The organism is Diaphorobacter oryzae DSM 22780, assembly GCF_059568935.1.
The window spans coordinates 356,175-367,811 of sequence record NZ_JCANUL010000001.1 but is presented as its reverse complement, the minus strand read 5'-3'; the positions used below and the strand labels follow the sequence as shown (position 1 = coordinate 367,811).

Below are 11,637 nucleotides of genomic sequence, written 5' to 3'. Positions count from 1 at the left end.
AGCCTCTGGCGCTTGTGTATCAAGCGCTAATAGCTATTAAATATATAGCAAATTACCGCAGGCCGGTGCCCATGCCGGCATCGTTCTTGCGTTCGATCAGTTCGATCTTGTAGCCGTCAGGGTCCGTCACGAAGGCGATCACCGTCGTGCCGCCCATGACCGGGCCGGCCTCGCGCGTCACGGTGCCACCGGCCGCCTTGATCTTGTCGCAGGCGGCGTAGGCGTCGGGCACGCCCAGGGCGATGTGGCCGTAGGCCGTGCCCATTTCATAGCTTTCCACGCCCCAGTTGTAGGTCAGCTCGATCTCGGCCTGGCCGGGGTTGCCGCCCTCGAAGCCCAGGAAGGCCAGCGAGTATTTGTATTCGGGGTTTTCCGAGGTGCGCAGCAACTGCATGCCGAGCACCTGGGTGTAGAAGTCGATGGAGCGCTGGAGATTGCCAACGCGCAGCATGGTGTGCAGAAATCTCATGCCCGTGATTGTGCCGGCAAGTCAAAGACCGGACAGCCTGCTGCGGCCTTGCCGGATCAGACGGGCACGGTGTAGTTCAGCGTCATGCGGCCGCCATCCACGGTGACGATCTCGCCTGTGACATAGCTGGCGGCGTCGCTGGCCAGCCAGGCCACCACATCGGCCACCTCGGCCGGCTCGCCCAGGCGCTTCATGGGCGTGCGGCTCAGGATCTTCTTCTTGGCGTCCTCGCTGGTGAGCACCGCCTTGGCCGCCAGCTCCGTGGCAATGGTGCCGGGCGCCACCGCGTTCACCCGGATGCCATGGTCCGCCAGTGCCAGGGCCATCACCCGCGTGAGCTGGTTGATGCCGCCCTTGCTGATGTTGTAGCTGGCGATGTTGGGGATGGCCAGCACGCCGTTGACCGAGCTCATGTTCACGATGGCGCCGCGCCCGGCCCGTGCCATTGCGCGCGCCACGGCCTGGCCCATGAGGAAGGAACCCTTGACGTTCACGCGCAGCACGGCGTCGAAGTCCGCCTCGGACACCTCCAGGAAATCCGCCGCGCGGAAGATGCCCGCGTTGTTCACCAGCACGTCGATGCGCCCATGGGCCGCCAGGACCTGCGCCACCAGTGCGTCCACCTGGGCCTTGTCGCCCACGTCGCAGGGGATGAACGTGGCGTTCAGCTCGGCCGCCAGCGCCGCGCCATGGACGGCGTCCACATCGGCCAGGACGACCACGGCGCCCTCGCGCGCGAAGCGGCGCACGCAGGCCTCGCCAATGCCTTGGGCGCCGCCGGTGACGATGCACACGCGGCCCTGGTGGCCGAACTGGATGGTGGACGGTGGATGTGGAATGTTCATGGCGTGCATGGTACGGGCAGGGCAGCGGCCATGATGTCACGCGCCGCAGGCTTTGAACAGGCCCGTAAACTGGCGTCTTTCGATCAAAAAGGGAAGGCCATGGAGGCAGACGCAAAGCAGCCCGGCACGCGCATTGAGCTGCGCGGCTCGTTGTGGATGACGGTGGATGGCCGCAACCTGGGCGGCCCCGGCCGGGTGGAGCTGCTGTCGCACATCGCCGAGCGCGGCTCCATCACGCACGCAGCCAAGGCCATGGGCATGAGCTACAAGGCGGCCTGGGACGCCATCGACACCATGAACCAGCTGGCGGGCGAGCCGCTGGTGGAGCGCCTGGTGGGCGGCAAGGGCGGCGGCGGCACGCGGCTGACCGAGCGGGGCAAGCAACTGGTGCGCAACTTCGGCGCGATCGCGCATGCCCACCGCCGCTTCGTGGACCAGCTCAGCGAGCAGGCCGACAGCATGATCGACGACTTCCATCTGATCAGGAGAATGGGCATGAGGACCAGCGCGCGCAACCAGTTTTTCGGCACGGTGTCCCGTGTGGTGCCGGGCGCCGTCAATGACGAGGTCGAGCTTCACGTCCCCGGCCTGGGCCACGCGCTGGTGGCCATCGTCACGCATGAGAGCACCCAGGGCCTGGGCCTGGGCCTGGAGCCGGGCGCGGAGGCCTTCGCGCTGGTGAAGGCGTCGTCGATCATCGTGGTGACCGACGCGCAGGGCGCGCGCTTCTCGGCACGCAACCGGCTGCCGGGCACGGTGACGCGCGTGCAAAAGGGCGCCGTGAATACCGAGGTGGTGATTGGCCTGCCGGATGGCGGCGCCGTGGCAGCCATCGTCACGAACGAGAGCAGCGAGGCGCTAGGCCTGGCGCCCGGGGTGGCGGCATCGGCCCTGTTCAAGGCGTCGAGCGTGATCGTTGGCGTTCCCGCCTAATACCGGCCGGGACGGCGTGCGACCGCCAAGGCAGGCCGTGAAAGGCCGTACCGCTGTGGCTTCATGCCTGCGGTAGGGCGCCAAGACGTCCACCCCAACGGCCCGGCAGCTCCCAGTACCGCCGGGGCGGTGCAGCCTGTCGTTGCCCGGAGAGCATCCATGAGCGGAGTCATCAAAGGAATGGGCGCCATTCACTTGACTATCGGAGCCGTTGCACGGCGTGCCGGCATCACTGTGCGCACCTTGCACCACTACGACCATATCGGGCTGGTACGTCCGGGTGCCCGGAGCGAGTCGGGGTACCGCCTGTACAGCGCGGAGGATATTGAGCGATTGCATGCAGTGCAGTCCCTCAAGCAACTGGGGCTCAGTCTGGACGCGATCGCCGCGATGCTGTCGGGCCATGACCTCCAGCCCAGGGAACTGCTGCGCGGTCAGGTTGCCGAGGTCACTCGCCGACTGGAAGAGGCGCGGGCGCTCAAGGAGAAGTTGCAGTTCCTGGAGCAGGCCGTCTCCCGTAAAAAAGCGTCTCCCGAGGACTTGCTGGAAGGCGCACGGCTGCTGGACACCCACCTGCGGTACTTGCCGCAAGGCGGCGTGCACCGGGCGCTGGGGCGCTGGCACCGCGCCAGGCCTCGTTGGCAGCCGATTGCCGACGAACTGGAGGCCTGCCGTGCCAGCGCCGTTCCGGTCGATGCCGCAGCAGTCCAATTGCTGGCGCAAAGGTGGATGAACGTTGCGATGTCGGTCTTCGGGGGGCGCCTGGGTGCCATTTTCGACTGGGCGCGCATGCACCGTCAGGCGCCTGAGACGGCGCGGCATGCTGGACTTGAGCCGGACCTCTTGCAGTACGTAGAGCAAGCCATCGGGTTGCGATTGGCGGCATTGCAGCGACATCTGTCGCCTGAGGAACTCAAGCGCCTGGATGGCTCCACTGGGCCTGAGTGGGAAGCCTTTGCCGCTCTGGGAGAAGCGCTTTTGGCCCAGAAAGTCTCTCCAGAAACCGATGCCGCGCGTCAGCTGCTGAGCAGATACCGCGCGCTCTCGGCGCGCACCGCTGCACGGGATATGTCCCTTGCCGCAAAATTGACGCAGGCCTATGCCAGCGAACCCATCCTGGCGCTGGGGCACTTTGTCAGTCCGCAGTTGAGGGCCTACCTGGATGCAGTAGCCGCTTGACCTTGACGTTGCGTCAGGGTCGAAAGTACTCCTTTCGTTGAACAAACCACATGGAGTACTGAATTGAAATTGACGGATTGCCCCAGTCCCTCGGCCATGCGTGTCGCCATAACGCGTGCGGCCCATCAGCTTCTGGAGGACCGCCTGGTTTTCCAAGACCCGTTTGCCATCGCGTCCCTCGGCAGCGTCAACGCCGCGTCATTGATGCGCGAGCCGCTGGCGCACAACGATGTCCCTGCGCGCTCAATGCGCGCCGGAATCGTCGCTCGCGCTCGGTTGGCGGAAGACCGGCTGTTGAGCGCCATTGCGGAAGGAACCGAGCAGTACGCCATCGTGGGCGCCGGCCTGGACACCTGGGCGCTGCGCACGGAATCCACCTTGCCCGCCATCACCACTTTCGAGCTTGACCAGCCTGCAATGCAGGAGTGGAAGGCCCGGCTCTATGCCTTGAACGGATGGGCGCCACCCGCACGACTGCGCCGCGTGGCTGCCGATTTACGCGAGATGACCGCCGTGGATAGCCTTGCCAGAGGCGGTGCCGATCTCTCAAAACCCATCAGCGTGTCCGTGCAGGGGGTGCTGGTGTATCTGGACAGCGATCTGGTCGAGCGCGAGATCGCCGCCATGCGCGGGCTTGCAGCCGGCTCTACCCTCATGTTGGATTACCGGCTGGATGAACAACAACTGCATCCGGTGGAGCGCGTCATGATGCAGTTCACGGCACACATGATGGCGGCTGGCGGAGAGCCCTGGCGGTCGGCAGGGACACCGCAGCGCATGGCAGAGCTGTTGGCTGATGCCGGCTTCCAGGTCGAGGAGGATTTGGGGCCGGCCGAGCTCAATGCCCGCTACTTTGCGGGCCGCAGGGACGGATTGCAGATCGCCGGCGGAGGCTTCCGCTATCTGACGGCCATCAAACGCTAAGCCAATAGGCTGCGGGAATCGCTACAGCAGGCTTTTGGATCGCCCTTGGCCGCCAGGCCATGGAAATCGGCTGGCAGATGATCCTGAGGGGATGGCTGAAATGAAGGTGACGAGCCTTACCCCCGGCACTGACTCCACAGTTAGGGCTGCTTGGTTCCCCACCTGACCCGGTTGGCCGCTTCACCATGCGGGGAGGCCCGTCGCTTGCCATTGTAGCCGTTTCGCCACGCCCCCGCGCCAAACACCGGGGGCCACCTCACTGCCGAGGTCGGTTGGCGACTGGCGCCAAGCCGGTCTGCGGCGCCCGTAGAATCGGGCACATGTCCTATCTTGTGCTCGCCCGCAAATACCGTCCCAAGACCTTTTCGGAGATGGTGGGGCAGGAGCACGTGGTGCAGGCGCTGTCCAATGCGCTGACCCAGCAGCGACTGCACCATGCCTACCTGTTCACGGGTACGCGCGGCGTGGGCAAGACCACGGTGTCGCGCATCCTGGCCAAGTCGCTCAACTGCCAGGGGCCCGACGGGCAGGGCGGCATCACGGCCACGCCCTGCGGCGTGTGCCCGGCCTGCACCGACATCGACAGCGGCCGCTTCCCCGACTACACCGAGCTCGACGCCGCCTCCAACCGCGGCGTGGACGAGGTGCAGGGCCTGCTGGAGCAGGCCGTCTACAAGCCGGTGCAGGGGCGCTTCAAGGTCTTCATGATCGACGAAGTGCACATGCTCACGAACACGGCGTTCAACGCCATGCTCAAGACGCTGGAGGAGCCGCCCGAGTACCTCAAGTTCGTGCTGGCCACCACCGATCCGCAGAAGGTGCCGGTCACCGTGCTCTCGCGCTGCCTGCAGTTCAACCTGCGGCCCATGGCACCCGAGACGGTGCTCGAGCACCTCACCCGCGTGCTGGGGACCGAGAACGTGCCCGCCGAGCCCCAGGCGCTGCGCCTGCTGGCGCGCGCGGCGCGCGGCTCCATGCGCGACGCGCTCAGCCTGACCGACCAGGCGATTGCCTTCGGCAGCGGCCAACTGCAAGAGGCCGGCGTGCGCCAGATGCTCGGCAGCGTGGACCGCTCCTACGTATTCCGCCTGATTGAGGCGCTGGCCCAGGGCGACGGCAAGACGGTCGTCGATACCGCCGATGCGCTGCGCCTCAACGGCCTGTCGGCCGCCTCCACGCTCGAAGAAATGAGCGCCGTGCTGCAGCGCATGGCCGTGCTGCAGGCCGTGCCGCAGATGGCGTCGGCCGTGGACCTCAACGATCCGGAGGCCGCCGAGATCGCCCGCCTGGCCGCCACCATGCCGGCCGACGAGACGCAGCTGCTCTACAGCATCTGCTTGCACGGGCGCACCGAGCTGGGCCTGGCGCCCGACGAATACGCCGCGCTCACCATGGCGCTGCTGCGCCTGCTGGCCTTCAAGCCGGCGCAGACGGAAGGCCGCACGGCGGCCACGGCGGAAAAAAAAACTCTGACGCAGCCTGAGGCTGTGCCGCCCGCGCCCGCTGCGCCCGCACCTCAGCCCGTGCAGGCGCCGGTCGCGGCCCCCGCGCCGCAGGTCGCCTCGACACCAGTGCCCGCGCCTGCGTCCGTGCAGCCCGCTCCCGTGCCACCGCAGCCAACGCCGGACGACGTGAACCAGGCCGTGCAGGACGCCCTGGATGCAGTGGCCGACGCGCCGCCGCCCTGGGAGGACGATGCGGTCCCGGTGACTGCACCCGCACAGCCCCCGGCCGCCGTCCGCCTGCCCGTGCGCACGCCCGAGGCGTTGAAGCAAAATCACCCTGTAGAGCCCGCTGGACAAGCGCAAGATGCTACTGAAACGGTAGCAATTCCCGTGCGCAGCGTGCCCGAGCCGGGCGCGCGTCTGCAGCCCATGCCCCCAGTGGGGCATGCGTCCGCACTTGCGCGGCTGGTGCCCACCGAGGAGGGCGATGTCTGGTATGCCGCGGTGCAGCAGCTCGTGGCGCAGGGCGCGATCACGGCGCTGGTACGCGAATTGGCGCTGCAGTCGCAGCTGGTGGCGCGCGACCAGGACCATTGGCTGCTGCGTGTGGAGCGCGAATCGATCAACCAGCCCACGGCGCGCGAGCGCCTGCGCGCGGCGCTGGAGGCCGCGGGCCACACGCGCCAGATCAGCGTGGAGGTGGGCGTGGTGATCGACAGCCCGGCGCGCCGCAACGCCCATGCCGCGGCCGAGCGCCAGCGCGTGGCCGAAGAGATCGTGCAGGGCGACCCCTACGTGCAGCAGTTGGTGCGCGACTTCGGCGCGAAAATCGTGCCGGGCAGCATCAAGCCTGCATAAACCATTTCTAGGAAGCAAAGGAAACACACCATGTTCAACAAGGGACAGCTCGCCGGCCTGATGAAGCAAGCCCAGGCCATGCAGGACAACCTCAAGAAGGCTCAGGACGAGCTGGCCAACATCGAGGTCGAGGGCGAATCCGGCGCCGGCCTCGTGAAGGTACTGATGACCTGCAAGCACGACGTCAAGCGCGTCACCATTGACCCCAGCCTGCTGCAGGACGACAAGGACATGCTGGAAGACCTGGTGGCCGCTGCCTTCAACGCCGCCGTGCGCAAGGCCGAGGAAACCTCGTCCGAGAAGATGGGCAAGATCACCGCCGGCATGCCAGGCCTGCCTGGCGGCATGAAGTTCCCGTTTTGATGTGACAACCCCCTGTGGCGCTGCGCGCCTTCCCCCTTCTCTCACGCTGCGCGTGGGAAGGGGGACGCAGCCCTCGCTGCGGGGCGGCCCTTGCTCGGCTGCCCTGGCTCGGGGAGCGCCGGTTTCAGGCGCAGCGGGCCTGCGCGTTGCGTTCTTGTGCGCTCCATTGCATGTCAGACACCAGTTCTCTTGACGCGCTGATCCAGGCGCTGCGGCGCCTGCCGGGCGTGGGCGTGAAGTCCGCGCAGCGCATGGCGTTCCACCTGCTGCAGCACGACCGCGAGGGCGCGCAGCTGCTGTCGCGTGCGCTGGGACAGGCGGCCACGCAGGTGCGCCATTGCGAGCGCTGCCACACCTTCACCGAGGGGGCCGTGTGCGACACCTGCCTAGACCCGGGGCGCGACGCCACGCGCCTGTGCGTGGTGGAGACGCCGGCCGACCAGTCCGCCATGGAGCGCACGGCCGCGTTCAAGGGGCTGTACTTCGTGCTCATGGGGCGGCTGTCGCCGCTGGACGGCGTGGGGCCGCGCGACATCGGCGTGCACAAGCTGCTGGACCGCGCCAGCGATGGCGTGGTGCAGGAGGTGATCCTGGCCACCAGCTTCACCGCCGAGGGGGAGGCCACGGCCCACGCCATTGCCGAGGCGCTCAAGCGCCGCGGCGTGCATGTCACGCGCCTGGCGCGGGGCGTGCCCGTGGGCAGCGACCTGGAGTACGTGGACCTGGGCACCATCGCCCACGCGCTGGCCGATCGGCGCTGAATTATCAAAAACAATAGCTGCCAGCGCTTGCTGCATAAGCGCTAGCGGCCAAAAATGCTTAAAAATGAATACGACAATGCATGTGGCGCGCTTCACCGTGGCCTATTGGTGCGTGCTGATCGCGGCGCTGCTGCCCATGGTGTGTGCGCTGCTGGCCAAGCGCGGCAGCTTTCGCGGCACCGACAACCATGACCCGCGCGCCTGGCTGGCGCGCCAGACTGGCTGGCGCGCCCGCGCCAACGCGGCCCAGACCAACAGCTTCGAGGCGCTGCCATTCTTCATCGGCGCGGTGATCATCGCGCACCAGCTGGGCGCGCCCCAGATGGCGCTGGATCTGCTGGCCTTCTTGTTCGTGATGCTGCGCGTGTCCTTCATCACCATGTACGTGGGCGACATGCCCAAGGCGCGCAGCGCGGTGTGGGGCGCCGGCTTCCTGGTGAACATCGGCATCCTGCTGCTGGGCTGGCGCTGAGCCGGGTTACCCAGCCTGCGGCGGCATGGGGATTTCCTCGGTGCGCGCGGCCAGCACGGTGACCACGGCGCACAGGAGCGCCATGGCGCCGCAGAACACCATGAGGGCGCGGTCCAGGCCCAGGTGGTCCGACAGCCAGCCCATGCCCAGGATAGGCACGATGGTGCCCAGGTAGCCCACGATCAGGTAGGACGACAGCAGCCCGCCGCGCTCCTGCGGCGTGGTGAGCTTGGCGATCACGCCCATGCCCGCCACGTTCGACAGGCCGTGGCCGAAGGCCGTCACCAGCACGGCTGCGGCGAACAGCAGGGTGGAGCCGGTGACGGTGGTGGCCATGAGCAGCAGGTTGCACAGCACCAGCCCGACCCCGCTGGCCAGCACCACGCGCTTGGTGCGCCAGTTGCGCACGGCGAACTGGAAGGCCGACGACAGGAACAGGATCATGGCGATCGACAGCCCGCTCACCGCCGGCCCGTGCCAGGGCACGATCTCCCGCATGAAGCTGGGCGCCAGCGACGAGTACAGGCTGAACATGCCAAAGGCGCTGAAGGCGCCCATGCTGGCCAGCCAGAACTGGCGCCGGCGCGTGCGCGGCGGCCGCGTGAGCCGCGGCATCCACTGCGCCAGCACGCCGCGCCAGTGGCCGGGCGGCAGCGCATCGTCCTGCGGGCGCGGCGCGGGCAGGCCGCGCAGCTGGTACAGCGCGTACACCGCCAACAGGCCCATGGCCGCCGTGGGCACATAGGCGGTGACCAGCGGGTAGGGCACCCACTGCGCGATGAGGCCGCCCACCAGCGGCCCCAGGCCAAAGCCCAGCGTCATGGCCACGGTGGTCAGGGCGGCCGTGCGGCGCGGGTCGCGCCCCGGGCTGGCCTGCACCATGCCGATGGAGGCCGAGGTGGTGATCATCCCCGAGGCCAGGCCGATCATCACGCGCGCCACCATGAAGACGGGCGCGCTCCACGCCAGCGCCGAGAGCAGCACGCCCACCGTCATCAGCGCCAGCCCGGTACGCAGGATGGCCAGAAAACCGTGGCGCTGCGTGAGCCGCCCCAGAAACAGCAGGCTGGTCAGCGTGCCGGCCATGTAGGCCACGAAGATATGGGTGATGTCGCTGGGTTTGAGCCCCCAGGCCTGCTGGTACAGCGGGTACAGCGGACTGGCCAGTGCGGTGCCCATGACGCCCACGCACATGGCGTAGCCAATCCAGACGATGGGAGACCAGGGGCGTTGCGGCATAGGAAAGAGGGGGATGGTGGCGCGGGGGACGATCGGCCCCGGCAGGCCGTCGCGAAGAGTCCTGCCCGCTGGTGCATGCGCCGAAGATGCCGCATGGTAATGCGCGCCCAGCTCTCCTGCAGGGCGCGCCGCGCAAACCCCGTGCGAGCGACGGCGGTAAAATTGGCGGCCCGCGTCCATACGTCGGACGTGCGGCGCTATCGCATCGGTAGCGCTCGAGGGTTGCGCGGCCTCATAACCAGGCCGTCTTATGAAAAAGCTTTTTGTTCGTTTGGTTTTTTATAACGAACAATTACATTCACCCCCTGTTCTGACTCTCCAACCGCGCCGCGGCTGCGGGCCTGCCCCAGGGCAGGACGCGCCCGGCGCCTTGCATTCCTGTTCATGATCGACCTTCGGGGTATCACCCAGATTTACCAGGGCCCACAAGGCCCCGTCGAGGCCCTGCGCGGCATCGACCTGCATGTCACGCCGGGCGAGGTGTTCGGCATCATCGGGCGTTCCGGCGCGGGCAAGAGCTCGCTGGTGCGCGTCATCAACCTGCTCAACCGCCCCACGGCGGGCCAGGTCATCGTGGCCGGGCGCGACCTGACCCAGTTGAAGGACGGCGATCTGCGCGCCGCGCGCCGCGAGATCGGCATGGTGTTCCAGCACTTCAACCTGCTGTCCTCGCGCACCGTGTTCGAGAACGCGGCCCTGCCGCTGGAGCTGGCGGGCCTGCCCCAGGCCGAGATCCACAAGCGCGTGGGCCCGCTGCTCGACCTGGTGGGCCTGGCCCATCTGGCCGACCGCTACCCGGCGCAGATCTCGGGCGGGCAAAAGCAGCGCGTGGGCATTGCGCGCGCGCTGGCCAGCCAGCCCAAGGTGCTGCTGTCCGACGAGGCCACCAGCGCGCTGGACCCCGAGACCACGCGCTCCATCCTGGACCTGCTGCGCCAGGTGAACCGCGAACTGGGCGTGACCGTGGTGCTGATCACGCACCAGATGCAGGTCATCAAGCAGATCGCCGACCGCGTGGCCGTGATCGACGCCGGCCGCATCGTGGAAATGGGCCCGGTGATCGACGTGTTCACCCGCCCGCAGCAGGACATCACCAAGAGCCTGATCGACGAGATCGTGCCGCAGGAGCTGCCCGCCGGCGTGCTGGCGCGCGTGCGCAGCCTGGCGGCGCGGCTGGAGCCGGGCGCCAGCGGCCAGCTGCTGCGCCTGTCCTATGCGGGCGAGCATGCCTACGAGCCCATCCTGTCGCACCTGATCCGCGAGCTGGGCCTGGACCTGTCCATCCTGCACGGGCAGATCGACGAGATCCAGGACCAGACCTTCGGCTCGCTGGCGGTGTACGCCAGCGGCAACATGGCGCGCATCGGCGCCGCCATCGACTATCTGCGCGCCAACGGCGTGGTGGTGCGCACCGTGGAAGTGACAGGCTGAGGGACGAGCGATGTTCGAGAATTTTTCTGAAATGATGCTGGAGCTGTTTGTCACCTCGCTGTGGGAGACGCTCATCATGGTGGGCGTGGCGGGCGTCATCGGCGGGCTGATCGGCATTCCGCTGGGCGTGTTCCTGCGCCTGACGGACGCGGGCGGCGTACTGGAGAACGGCCCGGCCAACAAGATCGTGGGCTGGATCGTGAACGCCGTGCGCTCCACGCCGTTCATCATCCTGCTGGTGGCCATCATCCCGTTCACGCGCTTCATCACCGGCTCGTCCATCGGCACCTGGGCGGCCGTGGTGCCGCTGACCATTGCCGCCGCGCCCTTCATCGCGCGCCTGGTCGAGACCGCGCTGCGCGAGGTGGACAACGGCCTGGTGGAGGCCGCCCAGTCCATGGGCGCCACCACCGGGCAGATCGTCTGGAAGGTGCTGCTGCCCGAGGCGCTGCCCGGCATCGTGGCCGGCCTGACCATCAGCTTCGTGAGCCTCACGGGCTATTCGGCCATGGCCGGCGCCATCGGCGGCGGCGGCCTGGGCGACCTGGGCATCCGCTACGGCTACCAGCGCTTCCTGCCCGACATCATGCTGGCCGTGGTGGTCATCCTGATCTTCTTCGTGCAGGCCATCCAGAGCCTGGGCGACTGGGCCGTGCGCCGCCTCAGCCACCGCTAACCATCGTGCGCCGCCGCGCAGGCTGTGCGGCGGCGCATAAAT

At 67.7% G+C, this 11,637-nt stretch carries 12 protein-coding genes and 1 other RNA gene; 9 read left to right on the top strand and 4 right to left on the bottom strand.

The features are described from left to right. Nucleotides 1-52 precede the first annotated feature (52 nt). Together gloA and BP68_RS01745 are read right to left on the bottom strand one after the other, a co-directional pair. Nucleotides 53-469: a lactoylglutathione lyase gene (gloA, locus tag BP68_RS01750; RefSeq protein ID WP_496368466.1), complete on the bottom strand. Its 417-nt coding sequence runs from the start codon at nt 467-469 to the stop codon at nt 53-55. Between the two features lie 56 nt (nt 470-525). After that, nucleotides 526-1,314 carry an SDR family NAD(P)-dependent oxidoreductase gene (locus tag BP68_RS01745; protein ID WP_496368464.1) on the bottom strand — a complete coding sequence of 263 codons (789 nt, stop codon included), beginning with the start codon at nt 1,312-1,314 and terminating at the stop codon, nt 526-528. A gap of 99 nt (nt 1,315-1,413) precedes the next feature. On the opposite strand from BP68_RS01745, the gene BP68_RS01740 reads away from it, so the two are divergent. The 3 genes from BP68_RS01740 (at nt 1,414) to BP68_RS01730 (ending at nt 4,350) form a co-directional block, all read left to right on the top strand. Then, nucleotides 1,414-2,247, top strand: a complete 834-nt coding sequence (locus tag BP68_RS01740; RefSeq protein WP_496368462.1) for a TOBE domain-containing protein — start codon at nt 1,414-1,416, stop codon at nt 2,245-2,247. Between the two features lie 159 nt (nt 2,248-2,406). Continuing rightward, complete coding sequence (locus BP68_RS01735) at nt 2,407-3,426, top strand: MerR family transcriptional regulator (RefSeq protein ID WP_496368460.1); 1,020 nt, start codon at nt 2,407-2,409, stop codon at nt 3,424-3,426. A 96-nt stretch (nt 3,427-3,522) separates the two neighbouring features. After that, on the top strand, nt 3,523-4,350 hold the full coding sequence (locus tag BP68_RS01730; RefSeq protein ID WP_496368458.1) for a class I SAM-dependent methyltransferase: 828 nt from the start codon (nt 3,523-3,525) through the stop codon (nt 4,348-4,350). Between the two features lie 105 nt (nt 4,351-4,455). Here the strand turns inward: BP68_RS01730 and ffs are convergent. Next, nucleotides 4,456-4,552, bottom strand: an RNA gene (gene ffs / locus BP68_RS01725) — signal recognition particle sRNA small type. 118 nt (nt 4,553-4,670) lie between these two features. Between ffs and dnaX the strand changes: the two genes are divergently transcribed. The 4 genes from dnaX (at nt 4,671) to BP68_RS01705 (ending at nt 8,249) form a co-directional block, all read left to right on the top strand. Then, nucleotides 4,671-6,653: a DNA polymerase III subunit gamma/tau gene (gene dnaX / locus BP68_RS01720; RefSeq protein WP_496368456.1), complete on the top strand. Its 1,983-nt coding sequence runs from the start codon at nt 4,671-4,673 to the stop codon at nt 6,651-6,653. Between the two features lie 30 nt (nt 6,654-6,683). Continuing rightward, nucleotides 6,684-7,016: a YbaB/EbfC family nucleoid-associated protein gene (locus BP68_RS01715; RefSeq protein WP_496368455.1), complete on the top strand. Its 333-nt coding sequence runs from the start codon at nt 6,684-6,686 to the stop codon at nt 7,014-7,016. 170 nt (nt 7,017-7,186) lie between these two features. Further along, nucleotides 7,187-7,777, top strand: a complete 591-nt coding sequence (recR, locus tag BP68_RS01710; protein WP_496368453.1) for a recombination mediator RecR — start codon at nt 7,187-7,189, stop codon at nt 7,775-7,777. A 64-nt stretch (nt 7,778-7,841) separates the two neighbouring features. Continuing rightward, complete coding sequence (locus BP68_RS01705) at nt 7,842-8,249, top strand: MAPEG family protein (RefSeq protein WP_496368451.1); 408 nt, start codon at nt 7,842-7,844, stop codon at nt 8,247-8,249. Nucleotides 8,250-8,255: 6 nt separating this feature from the next. Here BP68_RS01705 and BP68_RS01700 read toward each other — a convergent pair whose 3' ends face one another. After that, nucleotides 8,256-9,488 carry an MFS transporter gene (locus BP68_RS01700; protein WP_496368449.1) on the bottom strand — a complete coding sequence of 411 codons (1,233 nt, stop codon included), beginning with the start codon at nt 9,486-9,488 and terminating at the stop codon, nt 8,256-8,258. A 384-nt stretch (nt 9,489-9,872) separates the two neighbouring features. On the opposite strand from BP68_RS01700, the gene BP68_RS01695 reads away from it, so the two are divergent. Both BP68_RS01695 and BP68_RS01690 read left to right on the top strand, forming a co-directional pair. Further along, on the top strand, nt 9,873-10,919 hold the full coding sequence (locus BP68_RS01695) for a methionine ABC transporter ATP-binding protein (RefSeq protein WP_496368447.1): 1,047 nt from the start codon (nt 9,873-9,875) through the stop codon (nt 10,917-10,919). Between the two features lie 10 nt (nt 10,920-10,929). Further along, nucleotides 10,930-11,595, top strand: coding sequence for a methionine ABC transporter permease (locus BP68_RS01690; RefSeq protein ID WP_496368444.1), 666 nt, complete (start codon nt 10,930-10,932; stop codon nt 11,593-11,595). The last annotated feature ends 42 nt before the right edge of the window (nt 11,596-11,637 follow it).

Bases quoted from the DNA above. Each gene is read 5' to 3' on its own strand.
- gloA (WP_496368466.1), bottom strand. From the start codon at position 469: ATGAGATTTCTGCACACCATGCTGCGCGTTGGCAATCTCCAGCGCTCC.
- BP68_RS01745 (WP_496368464.1), bottom strand. From the start codon at position 1,314: ATGAACATTCCACATCCACCGTCCACCATCCAGTTCGGCCACCAGGGC.
- BP68_RS01740 (WP_496368462.1), top strand. From the start codon at position 1,414: ATGGAGGCAGACGCAAAGCAGCCCGGCACGCGCATTGAGCTGCGCGGC.
- BP68_RS01735 (WP_496368460.1), top strand. From the start codon at position 2,407: ATGAGCGGAGTCATCAAAGGAATGGGCGCCATTCACTTGACTATCGGA.
- BP68_RS01730 (WP_496368458.1), top strand. From the start codon at position 3,523: ATGCGTGTCGCCATAACGCGTGCGGCCCATCAGCTTCTGGAGGACCGC.
- dnaX (WP_496368456.1), top strand. From the start codon at position 4,671: ATGTCCTATCTTGTGCTCGCCCGCAAATACCGTCCCAAGACCTTTTCG.
- BP68_RS01715 (WP_496368455.1), top strand. From the start codon at position 6,684: ATGTTCAACAAGGGACAGCTCGCCGGCCTGATGAAGCAAGCCCAGGCC.
- recR (WP_496368453.1), top strand. From the start codon at position 7,187: ATGTCAGACACCAGTTCTCTTGACGCGCTGATCCAGGCGCTGCGGCGC.
- BP68_RS01705 (WP_496368451.1), top strand. From the start codon at position 7,842: ATGAATACGACAATGCATGTGGCGCGCTTCACCGTGGCCTATTGGTGC.
- BP68_RS01700 (WP_496368449.1), bottom strand. From the start codon at position 9,488: ATGCCGCAACGCCCCTGGTCTCCCATCGTCTGGATTGGCTACGCCATG.
- BP68_RS01695 (WP_496368447.1), top strand. From the start codon at position 9,873: ATGATCGACCTTCGGGGTATCACCCAGATTTACCAGGGCCCACAAGGC.
- BP68_RS01690 (WP_496368444.1), top strand. From the start codon at position 10,930: ATGTTCGAGAATTTTTCTGAAATGATGCTGGAGCTGTTTGTCACCTCG.